Here is a 19,618-nt window from a genome sequence, read left to right as displayed (position 1 = left end):
GATTGGCTTTATCCCAGCTTGACGCCTGGCTCAAGCGAAAGCGGGTCTATTGCCCGGGAGTCCAGCCATAAATATCGTCAAACCTGGCAGCCAGACTGGTTGGTTTCGACAGGCGCAAAACGGTGTCGCGGGCGAAGGCCATCGCGCCACCATAGTGGAATGTGCGGGCATTTCTGAAAGAAATACCCTGAATGTGCTGTACCCGTTGTTTGCGTTGCCGCTCAAACGCCCTGAAGGCAGCGGGGATGTTTTCGACATCCTGAGGCATATGCTCAGCCAGGATCGCCGCGTCCTCGATGGACATTGCCGCTCCCTGCGCCATGAACGGCAGCATCGCATGGGCGGCATCACCGATCAGCGCAATATTGCCATGGGTCCAGGGGCCTCCAGCGTCCACGCTGCACAGGGCCCATTTCAACCAGGCGTCAGGGATCGTGAGAAGATTGCGAACTTCCGTTGGCCAATCCCGGAAAATCTTCAGAAGGGTTTCCTTGTTGGCCTTTGCAGACCAGGTCTCGTCCTCCCAGGCCTCTTCGACCAGCCCGACGATGTTCAGTTCCTGACCGCCACGAACCGGGTAATGCACCAGATGGGCGCTCTTGTGGAACCAGAGGCCGGCATCGCGGCGCCAGCGCTCGGGCACCGCATCGATCGGGACCGTGGTCCTGTAGGCAACCTGGCCACTGTAATGAGCGTCTTCATGTCCGGGAATGAGCCGCCTGGTCCTGGACCAGACCCCATCAGCGCCAATGAGAGCCCTGCAACGAAGTTTTCCCGAGATCTCATTGTCCTGGAACACGCAGGTCAGGTGCTCGTAGGGCGAGGATTCCAGATCGATAACTTCGCTTGAAAGGCGGAGGGAAATACCGTCACTGGCCTGGACCTTCTCCAGAAGCACGCGCTGGAGATCTGCCCGGTGGATTTCCCAGAAAGGATAGCCGTGTCGCTCCTTCAGGAAAGTGCCCATGGTCACCCTGGCGAGCTCTTCGCCGGATTTTGCCGAGCAGATTTTCACAAAATCCGGGGCATAGGCATGTGGGGTGAGGTCTTCCAGCAAGCCAAGCTGATCGAGTACCGAGCAGGCGTTGGGAGAGAGCTGAAGGCCGGCGCCAACTTCCGAAAGTTGCCGAGCCCTGTCCATGAGGACAATTTCATGCCCTTGAGCATGCAGGCAAAGGGCGGCCGTTAGACCGCCAATCCCTGCGCCGGCAATAATGATCGGAAGACCGGTCTCACCATTCGTGCTCATGGACAGACCAATAAATTACGCCGCTACAGGCGTCCAGGTGCAGTCTGAAGGCGAGGATTCGGTTGCCTGCAGTGTCTTGTCGAACTTGTAGAGCGTGGAGCAATAGGGGCAGACCACTTCGTTCTCACTACCCATGTCGAGGAAGACATGGGGATGATCAAACGGAGGATTTGCGCCGATGCACATGAATTCCCGTGCGCCGATCGCCACCGAATCGTGTCCGCTGGAGTTCTGGAAATGCGGGACGACATGATCCGCCATGTTGAAATTCCTCTGTCTCTAAAGGGTTGGACCCCGATAGCAAATTTTCCGGACCATATCCATTTGTAAAATATATGGGTAGACCCGGAATGTGCGATCCACAACCGCAGCAAGGCTCCACCTGGAGCCGGAAATGGGCTTTACCTTCGCTGCCCAAACCCCTTACTCTACCGTGAAATTGTGTTTTCCGTTTACGTAAGGGTTAATGTCTTAGATGCCTCAGTTCGAGTTCGATGGTGTTAGGATCGCCTATGAGGATAAAGGTGAGGGGGACCCGATCCTGCTGATCCACGGGTTCGCGTCCAACAAGCAGGTGAACTGGCAGTATCCCGGTTGGGTCGATTTGCTGGTCGGCGACGGCAGGCGCGTGATTACCATCGACAATCGCGGCCACGGCGACAGTCAGAAGTTCTACGACCCGGCAGCTTATGGTGCACCGGTGATGGCGGAAGATGCCAAACGCCTGCTCGACCATCTTGATATCGAACGTGCCGATGTCATGGGCTACTCGATGGGCGCAAGAATCTCGGCATTCCTGACCCTCAATCACCCGGGCAGGGTGCGCCGCGCGATCTTCAGCGGTCTGGGCTACGGCATGATTTCCGGCATCGGAGATCCGGAGCCGATTGCGACAGCCCTTGAGACCGACCGCATCCAGGACATTTCCGATCGCACTGGACGTGCCTTCAGGGCCTTTGCGGAGCAGACAGGGTCCGATCGCCGGGCGCTGGCGGCCTGTATGCGCTCCTCGCGGCAGAAAATCAGCGAGGAAGACGTCGCGCGCATCGAACGCCCGGTGTTGATTGCCGTCGGTACGAAGGACGATATCGCCGGGTCCCCGCACAAGCTGGCGGCCTTGATTCCGCATGCGGAAGTTCTGGAGATCCCTGGCCGAGATCACATGGTTGCGGTGGGCGACAAGGTGCACAAGCAGGGCGTTCTGGCGTTCCTGAACAACATTGAAGCGTAAGGTCTGACGCCACCGGAGGCGCAAGCCGCGCTGTGGTGTGCTGATCGGGTATCGAGGGAGGTTGCATGGGTCCGAAGCGTGTTGAATTCCAGGGCGCGGAAAAGAACGGTCTGGTGGCAGATCGCTACGGGGTAGGGGACTTGCCTGTGATCATGCTCCACGGCGGCGGCCAGACCCGGCATTCCTGGGACGGTGCTGCACGAAGGATCGCGGATCTCGGGCACCCGGTCTATTCACTGGATCAGCGCGGACATGGCGAAAGCGACTGGGTTGCCTCAGGAAACTATGCATTCGACGATTTCGCCAGGGATCTCGTGGCTGTCACCAGTCAGGTTGAGGCCTTGCACAAGGCGAACCCGGTTGTCGTTGGTGCGTCGCTTGGCGGCTTTGCCGGTATGCTGGCGGAGGGACAGGAAAACAGGGGCGGTCTTTCCGCGCTGGTTCTGGTGGACATCACGCCGCGGATTGACATGGGTGGTGTCGCCAAGATCCTGGGCTTCATGGGAGACAGGGTCGATGACGGCTTTGCCGATGTGGAGGAGGCCGCTGATGCGATCGCCCGCTATCTGCCCAACCGCTCGCGGCCCAAGGATCTGTCCGGCCTCTCAAAGAACCTTCGCCTCCATGCAGATGGCCGCTACCGCTGGCATTGGGACCCGGCTTTCCTGAAGTCAAAGCATCATCAGGACGAAGACAGGGCGGTGGAGTCGCAAGAGCGCATGCTGGCTGCGGCGGGCAATCTTTCCGTGCCTGTTCTCCTGATCCGGGGGCAGAACTCCGAATTGGTGTCCATGGACCATGTTCGCGAGTTCCAGGCGCTGGTGCCTCACTCGAAATTCACCGATATCCGTGATGCCGGACACATGGTTGCCGGCGATCGCAATGACGTTTTTGCCGGGGCGGTAGAGGACTTCCTGATCGCACTCAAAACCGATGCCGCAATGGCCTGAGGCAGGTTTGCCGACAAGTCGTTGTGACGCGTTCGGGTGTTCGCTGTGAAGTGAAAACGGGAGTCGTTTCAACTTGCTGGCAGAAGTGGTTGAGAGGTTGATTCAGCTTCGGGGCTTGGCTTGCGATCCTGTCAGACGCCAGTGAACACCGGCGATCTCTTTTCCAGAAAGGCCCTGCAGCCTTCGCGGTAGTCGGCACTGTCGATACAGACCTGCGCATTTGCAAGGTCAGCCGTTGCGTCCGCCTGACTGCCGGGCTGGGCGAGGCGATTGATGGCTTGCTTGGCTGCCTTCAGTGACAAAGGCGCATTGGCGCAGAGTGCCTTGCTCAGCGCGTTGATGTGCTGGTTCAGATCCATGTCATCCACCACTTCATTGACAAGACCCATGTCCAGCGCCTTTTCGGCCGTCAGGCGCTCGGCCGAAAACAGCAATCTCTTGGCGTTGGAAGGTGAAACGGCCTCCAGCAGGTCCCCGAGCGCTTCGGGCGGATAGGCAAGACCGAGCCTCGCTGCAGGAATGGCGAAAAAGGCCGAACGAGCTGCAATGCGCAGATCGCAGGCGAGCGCGAGGCCCAGGCCGCCGCCAAGGCAGGGGCCTTCGATCGCCGCAATGACCGGGACGGGCAGCGCCTTAAGCGCCTTGAAGGCGGCAACATTTATGTCGTCGTATCTCTTGGCGGCTTCCGGCGTCGAGCGGATGGCTTCGAATTCCGATATGTCAGCGCCCGCGCAAAAGCTCTTGCCACCGGCACCGCGCACGATGCAGACGCGCAGATCCTGATCCCGTGCGAGCTCTGCCAGAAGACCGGGAATTGCCTGCCATGCGGCAAGAGGCAGCGCGTTTTTTCTGTCAGGCGCATTCAACACAAGTTCTGCAATCTGACCGTTGCGGATCACCATCGGGTTGCCGGAAGGGGCTGATTGGGACGTTTGTGTTGGCATGATTTAACCTCAAATTGCGATTTCAGTTAGCAAGATGCTGAAAATCTTCAGGTATCGGGGTTCATTCGAAACGGTCATATCTGATATCAGGAAGTTTGATTTGGGAATATCAGACGACAGTCCTATTTTAAGGACCACTCGTGACGGCTTGAAAAGGAGACAGGCCATGTCGGCACCGATCAGCAAGACCGGTTTGAAAGAAGTTCCGACCCATGATCCGGTCTGGCATCAACTGAGGGATGAAGCACAAGCGATGGTCGCGGCAGAGCCGGCCCTGTCGTCCTTCGTCTACGAAACGGTTCTGAACCATGACAGCCTGGAAGAGGCCGTCGTTCATCGCCTTGGCGACCGGCTGGGCCGGGACATAGTTTCCGCATCATTGATCCGACAAACCTATCTTGAAGCCCTGGCAGACGAGCCGGAGCTGGCAAAGATTTTCCGGGTCGACATCGTTGCCGTCTTCGACCGCGATCCGGCATGCTTCCGTTTCCTGGAGCCGGTCCTTTACTTCAAGGGCTTCCATGGCCTGCAGACGCACCGGCTGGCAAACTGGCTGTGGCGTCGTGGCCGGAAGGATTTTGCCCTTTATCTGCAAAGCCGCAGCTCTGAAGTTTTTCAGATCGACATCCATCCGGCGGTTCCCGTCGGGCGCGGTATCTTTATCGACCACGGTACCGGCATTGTGGTTGGCGGAACCGCGGTGATCGAGGACGATGTCTCGATCCTGCAGGGCGTCACCCTTGGCGGCACCGGCAAGGAAGATGGCGACCGCCATCCGAAGATCCGCCGCGGTGTCTTGCTGGGGGCGGGAGCCAAGGTGCTCGGCAACCTGGAAATCGGACATTGCTCGCGCATTGCCTCGGGGTCCGTGGTGCTTCAGGACGTGCCAGCAAACACGACGGTTGCCGGGGTTCCGGCCAAGATCGTCGGCAAGGCAGGGTGCGCAGAACCGGCCCGCAGCATGAATCAGCTGCTCGGTGAAGACGCCGGCCAGACGAATTGAAATTCCGGTTTCAGGAAGACGGGGAAAGCTTGCGGAAAGGCTTTGGCATTTCCGTTGGCTCCTGTAGGGTCCGCGCCAGATTGATGCTGAAGGCAAAGAACAGGAGAGCGCCGTGAAACCCGATGAAATCCGAAAGATCGAAGCCTATCTGCGTTCGAAGTTCGAGAACAAGACCATCAAGGTGCAGGCCCGCCCGCGCAAGGACGACTCTGCTGAAGTTTACATCGGTGATGAATTCATCGGTGTCATCTTCCGGGACGATGAGGATGAAGATCTGAGCTGGAACTTCCAGATGGCAATCCTTGAAATTGATCTGGACGAAGTCTGAGTTTCTGACTTTTCGATCGTAAAGTGAAAAGGCGGCTCCTCTGGTGAGCCGCCTTTTTCATTTCTCCGCCATCCACTCAAGTCAGGTCATTGCATCCGGTAACCTTCGATGCTGGCAACGATGTCGCCGTCGAGACGGCGCCAGTCCGGCAGAAGCGATTGATCAAAGCTGTAGCGCAGCTCCAGACCCGAGGCGAACACGATGGCGCGGTGACAACCGGCTTTTCCGGAAGTGCTGTCTTTGCGGCATCGTGCGATGAAGCCGTTTTGAACGGTTGGATCGTAGACGATGAGATCCGTCGCAGGCGCGCCACGCGCCGACAATTTCAGCACCTTCAGTCCAGAAGGCCCCTTCATCTCGCCGCCGCGTGCAAGACGCCTGTAGAACGGATCAAGCCTTGCCCGCAGGCTCTCCCGGCCGGGATTGCTCTCAAGGTCAACCTGGATCGTCGCAGGGGTGTCCCATCCCGTATCGTTGTTCTTGGTGGCGCTGGAAGACCAGTGCAGGTTCAGGCGAAGTGTTTCAAACGCGGCTTCGGAACCAAGGGCCTGCCGTTTCTGCGAAGCCGTCGCGATCAGGTTCAGGGGAAGCTCAAAGCGGGTCGTGCCAACCGCAAAGCGGACGGGCTGGTCCTGTCTGATGCCTGCCTCCATCGGCCAGCCGGATGACCAGGAGTAGATCTTCCCGCCAACATGAGCCGTGCCCAATACACACATTGCCAACGCCAGCCAGGTGAAGTGGCGGGGATCGGTTCTGATCGGGCCTGGCAAGGAGACAGGTATCACGACTTCAGTCCCTTGATTGGCTGTGCACATATATGGGACAGGTTGTCCTGAAACGGCACAGGTGTCCCGCTTGGGGAAGGCGTTGACACTGCTCGAAGTGGCTCAATTGAGGGGATTTCGCTCATTTGCCGTTCCGGCACAGTCTTTGCTCTTGACCCTTTACGAATTCTTAATCACTTTCCGTGCGAAAGAGTTAACAAGGGGTTAACGGGCGTGCTGTTCAATCTTCTAATCGTTGGATATATCGCATGCGCCGGATTTGTTGCGTCCGGTGTGCTGGGCAGCCTTTATCAGCTGATCACGAAGCAGCCGCCGAAGTTCGCCTTTGACGGAGAGGGCATCCTGTCGTTTATCGCCGGCGTTTTTGTCTGCGTGTTCGCTGGACCCTTCATCATCATGCGCAATGCCATTCGCGGACGCAGGATCGAAAAGCGGCCGTTGGGCTGGCTGGTCGCGTCTTCGACGATTGCCGGCATGTGGAGCATGTGTTCCGGTGTTATGGTGATCAACGTTGCCCTGATCATGATTGGTTACACCTGAGGTCTCATGCCGGTCTTTGCTCTTGATGGACGTACGCCTGTTTTTCCGGAAAACGGGGAATATTGGATCGCACCGAATGCGACGCTGATTGGCGATATCATTCTGCAGGAAGCCGCAAGCGTCTGGTTCAACGCGGTTCTGCGTGGCGATAACGAGCCGATCACCGTCGGCATGCGCTCCAACGTCCAGGACGGCTGCGTCTTTCATACGGACATGGGCTACCCGCTGACCATCGGCGCCAACTGCACGATCGGCCACAAGGCAATCCTGCATGGCTGTACGATCAAGGACAATTCGCTGGTCGGGATGGGCGCGACAATTCTGAACGGCGCTGTCATCGGCTCCAACTGTATCATTGGTGCCAATGCCCTTATTGCCGAAGGCAAGGAAATTCCGGACAATTCTCTTGTCGTGGGCGTGCCCGGAAAGGTCGTGAAAACGTTGCCGCTGGAAGCGGCGAACGGGATTGCGAACTCGGCCGACGGATATGTGCGCAACTGGCGCCGCTTCAAGGCCGGCCTGCGGGAACTCTGACCCGCTTTGATCTTGACCCCTTCGACCTGATCCCGAATGAGCTGGGCCTGAAAAGGCGGGAACCGGCCTGCGGGGGGCGGGCCGGTTCCCTGGATCCGGTCGTGGTAGGGATGGGGAGGGTGGGGACGCGACCGGATCGTCCTAGAGGCCGGCTGAAGCCGGACCAATCCCAATCCTAGTTGGACACGCTACTGACAGTCGTCACGCGCGTGTCTGCAATACCTGTCCACTGCACGGGCGAGCTGGCGGACTGGCGTTTGATGTAACGGTAGGGTGTCGAATACCAGGGCAGCACCGCCTCGATCTGGTTGTCGAGGATCATGTCGCCATGGTCCGTACGTACCGTCAGAACGGCATGACCCGAGTTCTGGGTGTCTTTTGCAACAGTGATCAGAAGGGCGCTTTTCGGCCAGCCGGCTTCGATCAGGACGCGCTGCTTTTCAAGGACGTATTCTTCGCAGTCACCGTATCCGTTTACCGGATAGGTCCAGTATTCTTCCTGGCCGAACAGGTCCTGGTCGGTCATAGGATGAATCCGGCGATTGACTTCCTTGTTGATTGCAATGAGTTCGTTCCAGCGGGCTTCGTCCAGCTTCACGACAACCGGCTTGTATGTTTCCTTCGGACAAGCCGAGACGTTGTCACGGCAGAACTGGTCATAGCCGACGGGTGCCTTGACAACCATTTGCATGTCCATGAAGCGACCGGGTTCTGCCTGTGCAACCGATCCCATGACGGTGCAAGACAGCAACATTGCAGATGCGAGTAGAGTTCTGTGAAGTAATTTCATCGTAACGCCCTCCCCAAGGCTGACGCAACGATGACTCAATGATTTTTACTTGGAGAAAATCTCCAAAGTAAAACTGTATTTGTATTTTATGAGTGTTTGAGTTTCTTTTTATCGTTATTTGAATTTACTTTAATTCAAGTTGGAGGAAAATTTTCGTAAAATTTGATGCATCCTCCAGAAGTCATTGAATTAGCGAGAAATTGGTGTTTTTCGAGTGGTGCGAAATCGGTTTTCAATCGCCTGGTTTTCGGTCTGGAGCGGGTCTTGTGCCCGTCCTCGAGGGTGAGAAAAGGGCACGAAAGTTTTTTGATTTTTTTGGTTCTGGCCACCAGAAAAGAAACGCGACTACCCGGAAAATTGCGCAGAAACGAAAAGACCCGGCAAAAAGCCGGGCCTGTCTGAATGGTTCTAAGCACTTGCGATTGATGAGAAAGCTAAAGTCAGCTTTCCTCTGGTGCCGATATGTGATGTTCCAGCAATTCGCGGCTTTGAACAGCAGCAAATTCGACGGCTATGCCACCTTCGATGCGGCGAATGACACGTGCATGCATCTTGCCGAGCGTGATGGCGTCGCCCATCTCCGGCACGATGTCCGTGGCGATGGCCGCGCCGGACAGGGATACGTCTATGATGCGGCAGACATGTTCCGAGCCGTCCGGCAGGATCATCTTCGTCATCGGGTTTTTGGGCACGAAGCGGTCGTGGCGGCGGTCTTCGGGAAGATTGAGTTCGTCCCGGTTCGCAAGCCACGTCAAAACATTGGCGATCTTGTCGCGTTTGCGGACCGTATTGCGCAGTTCAACCGCAAAGCCACCATCGATCAGGCGGGAAATCCTGCCTTCGACGCGGCTCAGGTGGTCAAGATAGGCAATCACGCGTTCGCCGACCCTGCCGGTGACCGGTGTAATCATGGCCATGCCGCCCGGCGACATGTCGATAACCTGACAAGGATATTCGCGCCGATCTTCAAGCATGAAGCGGCCCAGTATATTGACCTGGACCCGTTGATGGCGCCGGCGGTCAGTGACTTGAAGCGATCTGCTTCCTTCGGTTGCTGTTGCCACTCCGGCGCTCATGCCTGTTCTATCCAAAACGGTGCGCAAATCGCATTGTCCCCGGCTGAGATGCGATTCAAAAGACGTCTTTCAAAGCACTTTAGGTAGCTGGGGTTAACGATGTGTAAGAGTGTAGCTCAGAAGGCGCACAGGTCCAGACTTGTGATCGATAAAAATGCGGGTACGGGCGTGATGTTCGGAATTCGAACGCTCTCTGGCGAGAAAGCACAATAACGCGAGAGTAAAAATCCGGAAGGAAGGACTTCTTTTCAGCTGAATAGAGGCCGCAAATCAGCCGGTGCCGAACATGAATTCGGGCCAGCTGATTCTCGGCCGGCCCGATTTCGCAGGTGAACAGGGATGTTACCAGACTTGCTATGTTGTGCGGGTCAGGACTTGCCGCCGGAATAGACGGTCAGATGTCCGACCTTGCGCTCCGCACCGCTCGGCAGGGGCGGTGTCGGCATGGCGATGCCCTCAGCGGTAAACCGCGGCAGGATCGGGTTGAGCGTGGAAGCAGGGGAATCCACGAAATAGGGGCGCTCGTCCGGCCAGACCAGGCGCAGGCTGCTGATCGACTGGCTCAAAATAGGATGCAGGCCGATCCAATAGGGTTTTTCCATCGGAGTACAGCTTCCCAGGACACGGATCCTGCCTTCACCTGGAACATTCAGCGGTACCAGCAGCATTTCCATCTGCAGGATCTGTCCGCGTTCCGTATGGCCGTTGATGCCGATCACGGCCGCAGCCGCATCTTCGGTGATGGCGGCGATCAGGCTTTCCAGGGCTTCACGGTCTTTCACGCTCCAGCCGCGCAGGAAGTTGCGGCCCTTGAGTTCCCGGCAATGTGCGGAACACAGACGTGTACCGGCGAGGCGGTAGCGCACATCCCTCGAACCGTTCGTCTCCAGAATGAAGGTGTCACCAAGAAGGCCGCGGATCTCACCCGGATCGACTTCACTGCGGTTCGGTGCAGGACGGGCGCCGCGAAGATTGTCCCAGTAGTTGTAAAGAGTTTGCGTTACGCCGTGTTTCATCTGGTTCGCCTCTTTGCCATTCTTGCGCCCGGTGTTTCGTCTCAAGACAGTTCTTGTTTCAAAACGGGACGAAAATGCTTCCCTGTTGGTTTTTGACCTTTACAAAGCAGGGCGCGTGCCAAGTGCTTGTTGGCGCGAAAGCTTGAGAGGCGGTCAGAAATTAAGGTTAATTTTCGGTAAAGCTTGTATTGGGGGCGGTTGCCTGTCAGCTTAACACTCAGTTCACATAGACAGCGGGTGGGAGGAACCTGTTGTTGCAGGTCAGGCCGCGGGCCGATAGGTACAGCCGCCAAGAGCTGCCTCGGTAAAACAAGCGCCGGCCAGAGTGAACAACTGTCCTGAACGGGCGTCGTGGGGACGCGACCGGTTTTGGGGGGCATCGCAAAGCGCTGGTCACCTTTAGGTGGCCGGCGCTTTGTATTTTCAGGCTTTTTGGGGATTGTGACCGGTGAAGTCGAAGTCACTATTTCCCGGTTTCGCATGTTCTGGCGGTCGAACCACTCTTGTTTTGTCTTCGATCTGGCTTAGAAGAAAGACAGGAAAGGCAGAGGGTCCATGAACGTTTACCGCATTGATGAAGAACGCGCCCGGCGCGAAAAAGCCCAGAAGGAACAACCTCCCCAACGGCCGTCCGGTCCGCCCGTGTTCAATCTGCCCGGGATCATCGTCTGGCTTGGCGGTATCCTGATTGCGATCCATGTTCTGCGTGTGATGGTCCTTCCGGCAAACCTGGACAATCTGATCATCGAACTTTTTGCATTCTGGCCGGTAAAATATGCCTATCTCGGCAGTCTGCCGCCTTTTGATCTTCTCTCCAGCCTCTGGGCCTTCGTCACTTACAGCCTGCTGCATGGTGGCGCCATGCACATCATCTTCAACCTGCTCTGGATGGCGATTTTCGGCAGTGCAGTTGCCAGGCGGTTTGGTGTGGGCCGGTTTCTGCTGTTCTCGGCGGCCTGTTCCGTTGGCGGGGCGCTGGCTCATCTTGCCACCCACTGGGGGGAAGGGGCGCCGATGATCGGTGCATCCGCCGCCATTTCCGGCCAGATGGCTGCGGCCATTCGCTTCGTTTTCGAGCGTGGTGGCCCGCTGGGTGCGATCCGCAGCAACGATCCGACAGCCTATTTCGTACCGGCGCAGCCGCTTGCGGAATGCCTTCGCAATCAACAGGTTCTGGTTTTTGTCGCGGTATGGTTCGGGCTCAATCTGTTCTTCGGTCTGATGAGCGGTCCCGTTGCGGGACAGCCGGCAAGTGTTGCCTGGCAAGCTCATATTGGTGGATTTGTCGCCGGACTTGCCCTGTTCCCGCTGTTTGACCCCGTGCCGCAGCGGCGGAATTCCTGACGCGGAGCGAAAGTGCGTTCAAGACGCAAGGTCAACAGTTTGCGCGATCTGATTTTTTTGCCATGATACCTGACGACTGGAGGTCGTCCTGTCGGATTCGAATGGACGTCCGGCCCCAGTCGGTGCGAAAGTGGTCGAGCAGCTGGAACATCTCCTTCCGGAGACCGGCTGGCAGACTACATTAAGGTCGATCAACTATTGACGTTTGATCGCTTCCGATTGAGCGTCGGTTGATCTGGTCCGGTAAAACGGACCGATTGATGCCATGGGAGGTGATTGAATGACCGTAGCCGCTATCCTGAGTGGGAAAGGCCACGATATTATCACAGCGCGCAGCGACGCGTTGCTCAGCGAAATTTGTGAAACCCTGGCAAAACACAAGATCGGTGCCGTGGTCGTTTCCGACAAGGAAGGTGCCGTTGACGGCATTGTGTCAGAGCGGGACATCGTTCGCGTGGTCGGTACGCAAGGCGTGTCGGCGCTGAAAACACCGGTTTCCGGTGTCATGACCAAGAACGTGGTTACCTGCTCCGAAGAGAACAACATCAACGAAGTCATGGCTCGCATGACACAGGGCAGGTTCCGCCATATGCCGGTCGTGAAGGACGGCAAACTGACCGGTGTGATCTCCATCGGCGACGTCGTGAAGTTCAAGATTGCGCAGGTTGAACTCGAAGCCGAGCAGATGCGCAGCTACATTACGATGGCCTGACGTGAAAAAAAGGCTGGCTTGTCAGCCAGCCTTTTTGTTTCGACGTGTGATTTATCAATCTTGCCGTGTTGCCAGAAACGCGGTGGCTTCCTTCAGCATCTTTTCGGGTTTTTCCCCGTGCCATGCCGACTGGGACATGTCCGGCAAGCGATGTGCAATGCCCTTGTGGCAATCGATGCAGGTCTTTTCACCCGTGAACAGGAACCGTTGGTGCGCCTCCGAGGCCCTTCCGCTCTGACGGGTTATGTCCATGGAATCGGCGGAATGGCAGTTGCGGCATTCCAGCGAATTGTTCGCTTTGAGCCGGGCCCATTCGTGCTGGGCCAGTTCAAGCCGGTGTTCCAGAAACTTTTCCCGCGTATTGATCGTCCCGAAAATCTTGCCCCATACCTCTTTTGAGGCCTGCATCTTGCGGGCGATCTTGTCTGTCCATTCATGGGGGACATGACAATCCGGGCACGTGGCTCTCACGCCCGAGCGGTTGGAGTAGTGGATTGTCGTTTTAAGCTCGGCAAAGACGTTGTCGCGCATCTCGTGACAGCCCGTGCAGAACTTCTCGGTATTGGTTAACTCCAGCGCGGTGTTGAAACCACCCCAGAAAATTATGCCCATGATGAAGCCGCCGAGGGTCAGAAAGCCGAGGCTGTAGTGCACGCTCGGGCGGCGGATGGTGGTCCAGAGCCTTTTGAGGAAGGCCAGCATCATTTGGCCCCCTCTTTGGATTTCACATATTCGAGCACTTCATCGACATCGACAAAGTCGTTCTCGACCAGAGGCCGGGCGTCGGTCTGCGGCACGTGGCACTGATTGCAGAAGTACCGCCGGGGTGTGACGGACGCCAGGAACTGGTTGTCCCGGTTCATGAAATGCGTGATCGACACCATTGGCGCCTGGCTGACTTCAATGGCTGTACGGGAATGACAGCTCAGGCACTTGTTGGAGTTCTTGTCGATCTGATAGCCCTCGATCGTGTGAGGGATCAGCGGTGGCTGCTCGGGATAGTTCCGCACCTGGCGAATGTCGGAGTTCACCGGCTTTGGCATGGGGGCAGGCGTCCCGTTTTCCGCCAACGGCGTTGCGGGGCGCATGGTGGCGATGTGTTCCTGGGCGGCTGCGGCAGCTGCGGCAACCAACAGGGCGGCGCAGGCAAGGCCGATTGCAAAGCGTTTCATGGCTCACCTCACACTGCTTCTACGCGCACGGCGCATTTCTTGAAATCGGTCTGCTTCGACAGCGGATCGGTCGCGTCCAGCGTGACCTTGTTGATCAACTGGCGGGCATCGAACCAGGGCACGAAAATCAGCCCCTTGGGCGGTTTGTTGCGGCCTCTGGTTTCGACGCGGGTAAGAATTTCCCCACGTCTGGATTTGATGCGCACTTCCGCACCGCGCCTCAAACCTAGAGCCTCGGCATCGTCCGGATGCATGTAGCAGAGGGCATCGGGCACGGCCTTGTAGAGTTCAGGCACGCGCTGCGTCATCGATCCGGAGTGCCAGTGCTCCAGAACCCGGCCGGTGGACAGCCAGAAGGGATACTCCTCATCCGGGCTTTCCGCGGGCGGTTCAAAGGGCAGGGCGAAGGCGACCGCCTTGCCGTCCGGTTTTCCGTAAAAGTCGAACGCGGCTCCCTCTTTCACATATGGGTCGTATTTGCCGTTGTAGCGCCAGCGGGTTTCCTTGCCGTCCACCACGGGCCAACGGAGCCCGCGCACCTGGTGGTAAGTGTCGAAATCCGCCAGGTCGTGGCCGTGTCCGCGGCCGAACTGGGCGTATTCCTCAAACAGGCCTTTCTGGATGTAGAAGCCGAACTCGTCGGATTCGCGGTTTTCGTAGTCTTCCGCCCGCTCGCTGTTGGGGAAGGCGTTGACGTTGCCGTTTTCGAACAGAACCTCGTACAGCGTCTTTCCCTTGTAATCGGGATTGTCGGCCAGAAGCTCGGGCGGCCAGACCTCGTCTGTTGTGAAACGTTTGGAAAACTCAACCAGCTGCCACAGGTCGGACATCGCCCCTTCCGGTGCGTCGACGAGCTGGTGCCAGAACTGGGTGCGGCGCTCGGCGTTGCCGTAGGCACCTTCCTTTTCCACCCACATTGCGGTTGGCAGCACAAGGTCGGCGGCTTCTGCCGTCACAGTCGGGTAGGCATCGGAAACGACGATGAAGTTTTCCGGATTGCGATATCCGGGCAGGCCTTCTTCCATCATGTTCGGGGCGGCCTGCATGTTGTTGTTGACCTGCACCCAGTAGCAGTTGATTTCGCCGTCCTTGAGTTTCCGGTTCTGCAGAACGGCATGTGCACCAATCCATTCAGGAACGGTTCCTGCCGGCAGTTTCCAGATCTTTTCGGCTGTTGCCCGGTGCTCCGGATTTGAAACCACGAGGTCCGCAGGTAGACGGTGAGCGAAGGTGCCGACTTCGCGGGCGGTGCCGCAGGCAGACGGCTGGCCGGTCAGGGAGAAGGGGGAATTGCCGGGCTGGGCAATTTTACCGGTCAACAGGTGGATATTGTAGATGAGGTTGTTCATCCACACACCGCGGGTATGCTGGTTGACGCCCATGGTCCAAAGGGACATCACCTTGGTGTCCGGATCTGCGTAAAGCTCAGCGATCTGCTGAAGCCGCTCCTTTGAAACTCCGGACTTCTCCGCTGCAAAATCCAGAGTATAGGGTTTCACGAATTCGGCGAATTCCTCGAGAGACATCGGCTCGGAATCGCCACTGCCGGCATTCGCTGCAGCAGCTTCAAGCGGATTTTCCGGTCGCAAGCCATAGCCGATGTCCTGTGCGCCCTTCCGGAAATTGACGTGGTTTGACACGAACTCCTCGTTGACCGCGCCGGACTGGATGATGTGGTTCGCAATATAGTTGGCGATGATCAGGTCCGTCTGGGGAACGAATACGCCGGGAATGTCCGCCAGATCGAAGCTGCGATGTTCGAAGGTGGAAAGCACGGCAACCTTGACATGGGGATGGCTGAGGCGCCGGTCGGCGATCCTGGTCCACAGGATCGGGTGCATCTCGGCCATGTTGGAGCCCCAGAGCACAAAGGCGTCGGCGTTTTCAAAGTCGTCGTAGCAGCCCATGGGCTCGTCAATGCCGAAGGCACGGATGAACCCGACGACCGCAGACGCCATGCAGTGGCGAGCATTGGGGTCGATATTGTTGGAGCGGAAGCCAGCCTTCATCAGCTTGGAAGCCGCATACCCCTCCCAGACCGTCCATTGGCCCGAGCCGAACATGCCGACAGCCTTCGGGCCCTTGGCCTTCAGTGTCGCCTTCCATTTCTCGGCCATGATGTCGAACGCTTCGTCCCAGGACACCGGTTCGAAGTCGCCGTCCTTGTCGAACTTGCCGTTCTTCTTGCGCAGGAGCGGTGTCGTCAGCCTGTCCTTGCCGTACATGATCTTCGACAGGAAGTAGCCCTTGACGCAGTTGAGACCACGGTTCACCTCCGCTTCAGCGTCGCCGTGGGTCGCCACCACGCGTCCTGCCTTGGTCGCGACCATGATGGAGCAGCCGGTGCCGCAGAATCGGCAGGCAGCCTTGGACCACTTCAGGTCGGTCAGATGCGCATGGGTAACAAGGTTCTGTGCGGCTGCAGGCACGGGTAGTCCCGCTGCCGCGGCGGCGGCCGCCACAGCCTGCGCCTTGATGACATCACGTCTGCTTATTCCGCTCATTGTGTGTCTCCTTGAAGGGAGGTCGGTGCCGCCTCGGGCGCACCGTCTGTCTGGTGGTAAACAAGGGATGCGCTCACAACGCCGGTGAGCAGCTGGATATCCGTGAGGGCCTGTACGATTTCCGCTTCGTTCGCGGTTTCCAGTGTCACGATCAGGCGTCCCTGATCATCGGAATGGGCGATCTCGGCGCCGCCGAGCGTAAGAATGTCCCGCTCGACATCGGATATCGCCTCTGTCCGCGCATGAACGAGAAGACTGGCTATGTGGACTGTTGTGCTCATGCTGTCTGGGCATCCTCTTTGGGATGGACAATGGCCAGTGCATCCTGCGGACAGACTGGGAGACAGGCTCCGCAGCCCGTGCAGGCATCTGTTTCGATGCGAAGCCGGCCAAAGGGGCGTTTGGTGAGATCTATTCGAATTGCCGAAGTGGGGCAGATATCCCGGCACACCTGGCAGGCAATGCCATGATCCTGCAGGCATCCCGGCTGAAATTCAGCCTTCATCGGCCAGGCTGGCGTGCGTTTCGTGTCAAAGACGTCCTGTGCGCAGGCATCTGCGCATTTGCCGCAGAAAGTACATTCGCCGCCGTCGAAGACAACTTCCGGCTTCCCGGTGTCGTCCGGCCTCAAGATGGACTCGGGGCAAGCTTCGCTGCAGGCGTTACAGCTTGTGCAACGTGCGGCAACCAGGGCTTCGTCCGTCCAGGGTGGGCGAAGTCTCTGGATCTCCGGTTGGCTGGGCAGTTTCAGGAATGCTCTGCGGCTGGCCGAAAAATGAGGGTCGGGAGACATGGCATCAGCCCGTCGGCGGCCCAAGGACCAGCTGTGACATCCAGATGATAAAGCCGTAGCCGCCAACAATTGCGACGGAAAGCGCCGGGGCAAGCAAAACGGCCAACAGGATGAACGCAATCCGTTCGTCCCGTTTGCTTGGAACAGTGTTGTCCGCCATAGCCTCTCCCTCAGCTTGCGGTCGATAGGGAATCAGGCACGGGATTTTGATCTTGTTGTTCGCGCCTAGTGGAAACTTAGGCACAAGAGAGAGGGTGGAGATATACGGGATACTACTTAAAATTTTGTTTCAAGAATTCGAAAGTTAATATGTTTCAATGGCTTGCGGATAAGCCTCGCTCAAGGCTGGTGGCTCTACTGCCGGGCTCAACCCTTGCCGTAAACTTCATCGGGATCATAGACCCTCTCGGTTTCCACCCGCTCCAGACGCACAGACCCATCGTCACCTTTGATGGTTTTACGATAAAAACAAGAGCGATATCCCACATGGCAGGTTGCGCCATTGCCGGCAACCGAAACCTTCAGGACCAGGGCGTCCTGGTCGCAATCGGTCAGGATTTCATGCACGGTCTGGATCTGGCCGGAGGTTTCGCCCTTCTTCCAGAAGCTCTGGCGCGAACGGCTCCAGTACCAGGCCTCGCCGGTCTCGATCGTCCGCTTCAGGGCCTCGGCGTTCATGTAGCCAACCATGAGCACTTCGCCTGACGCCACATCGGTGACGACAGCCACAATCAGGCCGTCCCGGTCAAACTTCGGCATCATCAGATCGCCGTTTTCGACCGTTGCCTTGTCGCCGCGCTCAGTCAGGTGGGTATTGCACATGGGAGGAAAGCCCTTGTCGTCATTGATAACGCAAGGGCTGAAAACTCAAAGACCCTTGCCGCGTACCAGAGACATGAATTTCGCCTGTTCGGCTGGATCGTCCTGGAATACGCCGGTGAACTGGGTGGTGATCGTGGAAACACCGGGTTTCTGGACACCGCGCATGGTCATGCACTGGTGTTCGGCTTCCAGCATCACGGCCAGGCCACGCGGGGCCAGAGCGTCGTCAATGACCGATGCGATCTGCGCAGTCAAGTTTTCCTGCGTTTGCAGACGCTTGGCGTAGATGTCGACAACGCGTGCCAGTTTGGAAAGACCAACGACGCCTTCTGCCGGGTAATAGGCGATATGAGCTTCGCCGATGAAAGGCAGCATGTGGTGTTCGCAATGGGAATGGAACGGGATGCCGCGCACAAGGACGATATCCTTGTAGCCGCCAACATCTTCGAACGTCCTTGCAAGATGCTCTGCCGGATCTTCGAAGTAGCCACTGTAAAGCTGGCTCAGTGCCTTGACCACGCGCTTCGGTGTTTCCACCAGACCTTCGCGGTCCGGGTCGTCGCCGGTCCAGGCCAGAAGCGTGCGCACTGCAGCTTCCGCTTCTTCACGGCTTGGCCGATGCAACTGATCCGGCGACTTTCTTTCGAAGGTTTTTTCTACCGGCTTGAGGACAGCGTCCATGGGGATCCTCGCAATTTTACCCTTGTCACTCGTCATACGGCGCCCGCTGGTGCACAGATCAGAAGGTTCGGGCTTTTCAAGCCGCGGACCCTTATCATACTCCAGGCAAAAAGCGAACGCACAGTTTCTGAGCGGGAGGAGCCGGTTTCTAGCGTGCAAACGTCATGCGAAAGACCAACTGCGACCACTCTGCCCCTTGCGAATTTGCCGTGGCGTCTGATGTATATATATGAAAGCAGTGCGCCATCAATGTGTCGCGCATCACAGGCATTCACGAAGAGGCGAGTTATGCTCGACGACATTTATAACGCGAAGATCCTTGAATTCGCCGGAAATATCCCGCGGATCGGCCGTCTCGAGCATCCGGACGCAAGCGCAAAAGCTCATTCCAAATTGTGTGGCTCCACCGTCATTGTCGACCTTTCCATGAAGGACGGCGTCGTCACGGATTTTGCTCACGACGTCAAAGCCTGCGCGCTTGGCCAGGCGTCTTCGTCAATCATGGCTCGAAATATCATCGGCGCGCGCGCAGATGAGTTGCGCGAAGTGCAACAGACCATGCGCGCCATGTTGAAGGAAGGCGGCGAGGCCCCCACAGGCCGCTTCGAAGACCTGAAGTTTCTGGAACCGGTCCGCGAATACAAGGCGCGCCATGCCTCTACGCTTCTGACATTTGATGCCGTTGTCGACGCGCTCGACCAGATCGAGGCAAAAGCCAAGGAAGACAGTGCGGTCGCGTGACCGCAGTTCTGCGTTCCATGTGTTCTTGCCAAAACGAACCGCGAAAGCCGGATGGCCGATTGTCACCAATCGGATATGCAGCGATTGGGCTTATCTGGCTTTACCGCCATTCCCTGTCGCTCTTCATGGGGCGCACCTGCCGCTACGCGCCGACTTGCTCCGATTACACCGAGCAATCCATTCGCCGCTTCGGCTTTTGGGCCGGGGGGTGGGTTGGCTTGTCCCGGGTTCTTCGGTGTAATCCCTGGGGCTCCTCCGGTTTTGACCCGGTTCCCGATACCTTGCCGCCAGATGCGCACTGGTTTTTGCCCTGGCGTTACGGTCATTGGACCGGCAAGCACATACCGCCGGAACATCGTCTGGACTAATCGCTCATCCGATCTGTTATTGACCCAACGTCAGG

25 protein-coding genes are annotated in these 19,618 nt (G+C 57.6%); 10 read left to right on the top strand and 15 right to left on the bottom strand.

Annotation, left to right across the window (positions count from 1 at the left end; genetic code table 11):
- Positions 1–46: 46 nt before the first annotated feature.
- Together ACVDG9_RS14775 and ACVDG9_RS14770 are read right to left on the bottom strand one after the other, a co-directional pair.
- Positions 47–1,249 (bottom strand): FAD-dependent monooxygenase, encoded by a 1,203-nt coding sequence (locus ACVDG9_RS14775; protein WP_447238333.1) that lies wholly within the window; start codon positions 1,247–1,249, stop codon positions 47–49.
- 15 nt (positions 1,250–1,264) lie between these two features.
- A complete protein-coding gene (locus ACVDG9_RS14770; RefSeq protein ID WP_023001070.1) occupies positions 1,265–1,510 on the bottom strand; it encodes a zinc-finger domain-containing protein in 246 nt (81 codons plus the stop codon).
- Between the two features lie 214 nt (positions 1,511–1,724).
- Here ACVDG9_RS14770 and ACVDG9_RS14765 point away from each other — a divergent pair, with 214 nt between their 5' ends.
- Together ACVDG9_RS14765 and ACVDG9_RS14760 are read left to right on the top strand one after the other, a co-directional pair.
- A complete protein-coding gene (locus ACVDG9_RS14765; protein WP_055654839.1) occupies positions 1,725–2,480 on the top strand; it encodes an alpha/beta fold hydrolase in 756 nt (251 codons plus the stop codon).
- Positions 2,481–2,545: 65 nt separating this feature from the next.
- The gene (locus tag ACVDG9_RS14760) at positions 2,546–3,430 is read left to right on the top strand and encodes an alpha/beta fold hydrolase (protein ID WP_055654838.1); all 885 of its coding nucleotides are present in this window, start codon (positions 2,546–2,548) and stop codon (positions 3,428–3,430) included.
- Positions 3,431–3,561: 131 nt separating this feature from the next.
- Here the strand turns inward: ACVDG9_RS14760 and ACVDG9_RS14755 are convergent, their stop codons facing one another.
- The gene (locus ACVDG9_RS14755) at positions 3,562–4,374 is read right to left on the bottom strand and encodes an enoyl-CoA hydratase (protein ID WP_447238332.1); all 813 of its coding nucleotides are present in this window, start codon (positions 4,372–4,374) and stop codon (positions 3,562–3,564) included.
- 166 nt (positions 4,375–4,540) lie between these two features.
- Here ACVDG9_RS14755 and cysE point away from each other — a divergent pair, with 166 nt between their 5' ends.
- Both cysE and ACVDG9_RS14745 read left to right on the top strand, forming a co-directional pair.
- On the top strand, positions 4,541–5,377 hold the full coding sequence (cysE, locus tag ACVDG9_RS14750) for a serine O-acetyltransferase (protein ID WP_023001074.1): 837 nt from the start codon (positions 4,541–4,543) through the stop codon (positions 5,375–5,377).
- Positions 5,378–5,489: 112 nt separating this feature from the next.
- Positions 5,490–5,705, top strand: a complete 216-nt coding sequence (locus tag ACVDG9_RS14745) for a DUF3126 family protein (RefSeq protein ID WP_006940479.1) — start codon at positions 5,490–5,492, stop codon at positions 5,703–5,705.
- A gap of 86 nt (positions 5,706–5,791) precedes the next feature.
- Here ACVDG9_RS14745 and ACVDG9_RS14740 read toward each other — a convergent pair whose 3' ends face one another.
- Positions 5,792–6,421 (bottom strand): hypothetical protein, encoded by a 630-nt coding sequence (locus tag ACVDG9_RS14740; protein WP_139314111.1) that lies wholly within the window; start codon positions 6,419–6,421, stop codon positions 5,792–5,794.
- Between the two features lie 282 nt (positions 6,422–6,703).
- Between ACVDG9_RS14740 and ACVDG9_RS14735 the strand changes: the two genes are divergently transcribed.
- Complete coding sequence (locus ACVDG9_RS14735; RefSeq protein WP_023001076.1) at positions 6,704–7,030, top strand: DUF6949 family protein; 327 nt, start codon at positions 6,704–6,706, stop codon at positions 7,028–7,030.
- 6 nt (positions 7,031–7,036) lie between these two features.
- Positions 7,037–7,564: a gamma carbonic anhydrase family protein gene (locus tag ACVDG9_RS14730; RefSeq protein ID WP_023001077.1), complete on the top strand. Its 528-nt coding sequence runs from the start codon at positions 7,037–7,039 to the stop codon at positions 7,562–7,564.
- Positions 7,565–7,739: 175 nt separating this feature from the next.
- Here ACVDG9_RS14730 and ACVDG9_RS14725 read toward each other — a convergent pair whose 3' ends face one another.
- From ACVDG9_RS14725 to ACVDG9_RS14715, 3 genes are all read right to left on the bottom strand, one after another.
- On the bottom strand, positions 7,740–8,249 hold the full coding sequence (locus ACVDG9_RS14725) for a transglutaminase-like cysteine peptidase (protein WP_208993515.1): 510 nt from the start codon (positions 8,247–8,249) through the stop codon (positions 7,740–7,742).
- A gap of 545 nt (positions 8,250–8,794) precedes the next feature.
- The gene (locus ACVDG9_RS14720) at positions 8,795–9,430 is read right to left on the bottom strand and encodes a PilZ domain-containing protein (RefSeq protein WP_055654833.1); all 636 of its coding nucleotides are present in this window, start codon (positions 9,428–9,430) and stop codon (positions 8,795–8,797) included.
- A gap of 368 nt (positions 9,431–9,798) precedes the next feature.
- Positions 9,799–10,446, bottom strand: coding sequence for a PAS domain-containing protein (locus ACVDG9_RS14715; RefSeq protein WP_031269307.1), 648 nt, complete (start codon positions 10,444–10,446; stop codon positions 9,799–9,801).
- A 555-nt stretch (positions 10,447–11,001) separates the two neighbouring features.
- Between ACVDG9_RS14715 and ACVDG9_RS14710 the strand changes: the two genes are divergently transcribed.
- Together ACVDG9_RS14710 and ACVDG9_RS14705 are read left to right on the top strand one after the other, a co-directional pair.
- Positions 11,002–11,790 (top strand): rhomboid family intramembrane serine protease, encoded by a 789-nt coding sequence (locus ACVDG9_RS14710; RefSeq protein ID WP_055654831.1) that lies wholly within the window; start codon positions 11,002–11,004, stop codon positions 11,788–11,790.
- A 280-nt stretch (positions 11,791–12,070) separates the two neighbouring features.
- Positions 12,071–12,502 carry a CBS domain-containing protein gene (locus ACVDG9_RS14705; protein WP_023001082.1) on the top strand — a complete coding sequence of 144 codons (432 nt, stop codon included), beginning with the start codon at positions 12,071–12,073 and terminating at the stop codon, positions 12,500–12,502.
- Between the two features lie 54 nt (positions 12,503–12,556).
- Here ACVDG9_RS14705 and ACVDG9_RS14700 read toward each other — a convergent pair whose 3' ends face one another.
- The 8 genes from ACVDG9_RS14700 to folE all read right to left on the bottom strand — a co-directional run bounded on the left by ACVDG9_RS14700 (position 12,557) and on the right by folE (position 18,474).
- A complete protein-coding gene (locus ACVDG9_RS14700) occupies positions 12,557–13,204 on the bottom strand; it encodes a cytochrome c3 family protein (RefSeq protein ID WP_031269311.1) in 648 nt (215 codons plus the stop codon).
- The gene (locus tag ACVDG9_RS14695) at positions 13,204–13,674 is read right to left on the bottom strand and encodes a nitrate reductase cytochrome c-type subunit (protein WP_023001084.1); all 471 of its coding nucleotides are present in this window, start codon (positions 13,672–13,674) and stop codon (positions 13,204–13,206) included. The genes ACVDG9_RS14700 and ACVDG9_RS14695 overlap by 1 nt, the downstream gene beginning before the upstream one ends.
- 8 nt (positions 13,675–13,682) lie before the next feature.
- Positions 13,683–16,178, bottom strand: coding sequence for a periplasmic nitrate reductase subunit alpha (gene napA / locus ACVDG9_RS14690; RefSeq protein WP_228867788.1), 2,496 nt, complete (start codon positions 16,176–16,178; stop codon positions 13,683–13,685).
- Positions 16,175–16,459, bottom strand: a complete 285-nt coding sequence (locus ACVDG9_RS14685) for a chaperone NapD (protein WP_228930151.1) — start codon at positions 16,457–16,459, stop codon at positions 16,175–16,177. The genes napA and ACVDG9_RS14685 overlap by 4 nt, the downstream gene beginning before the upstream one ends.
- On the bottom strand, positions 16,456–16,971 hold the full coding sequence (gene napF, locus ACVDG9_RS14680) for a ferredoxin-type protein NapF (RefSeq protein ID WP_447238331.1): 516 nt from the start codon (positions 16,969–16,971) through the stop codon (positions 16,456–16,458). Before napF ends, ACVDG9_RS14685 begins: the two co-directional genes overlap by 4 nt.
- Positions 16,972–16,975: 4 nt before the next feature.
- On the bottom strand, positions 16,976–17,131 hold the full coding sequence (gene napE, locus ACVDG9_RS14675; RefSeq protein WP_023001088.1) for a periplasmic nitrate reductase, NapE protein: 156 nt from the start codon (positions 17,129–17,131) through the stop codon (positions 16,976–16,978).
- 206 nt (positions 17,132–17,337) lie between these two features.
- Positions 17,338–17,793, bottom strand: a complete 456-nt coding sequence (gene hisI, locus ACVDG9_RS14670) for a phosphoribosyl-AMP cyclohydrolase (RefSeq protein ID WP_031269315.1) — start codon at positions 17,791–17,793, stop codon at positions 17,338–17,340.
- A gap of 45 nt (positions 17,794–17,838) precedes the next feature.
- A complete protein-coding gene (folE, locus tag ACVDG9_RS14665; protein ID WP_023001090.1) occupies positions 17,839–18,474 on the bottom strand; it encodes a GTP cyclohydrolase I FolE in 636 nt (211 codons plus the stop codon).
- Between the two features lie 288 nt (positions 18,475–18,762).
- Here folE and ACVDG9_RS14660 point away from each other — a divergent pair, with 288 nt between their 5' ends.
- On the top strand, positions 18,763–19,215 hold the full coding sequence (locus ACVDG9_RS14660; RefSeq protein WP_023001091.1) for an iron-sulfur cluster assembly scaffold protein: 453 nt from the start codon (positions 18,763–18,765) through the stop codon (positions 19,213–19,215).
- A gap of 17 nt (positions 19,216–19,232) precedes the next feature.
- Complete coding sequence (gene yidD / locus ACVDG9_RS14655; RefSeq protein ID WP_447239032.1) at positions 19,233–19,583, top strand: membrane protein insertion efficiency factor YidD; 351 nt, start codon at positions 19,233–19,235, stop codon at positions 19,581–19,583.
- The last annotated feature ends 35 nt before the right edge of the window (positions 19,584–19,618 follow it).

Source organism: Roseibium sp. RP-7 (assembly GCF_053005225.1).
This window is presented reverse-complemented; position numbering and strand designations above follow the sequence as displayed.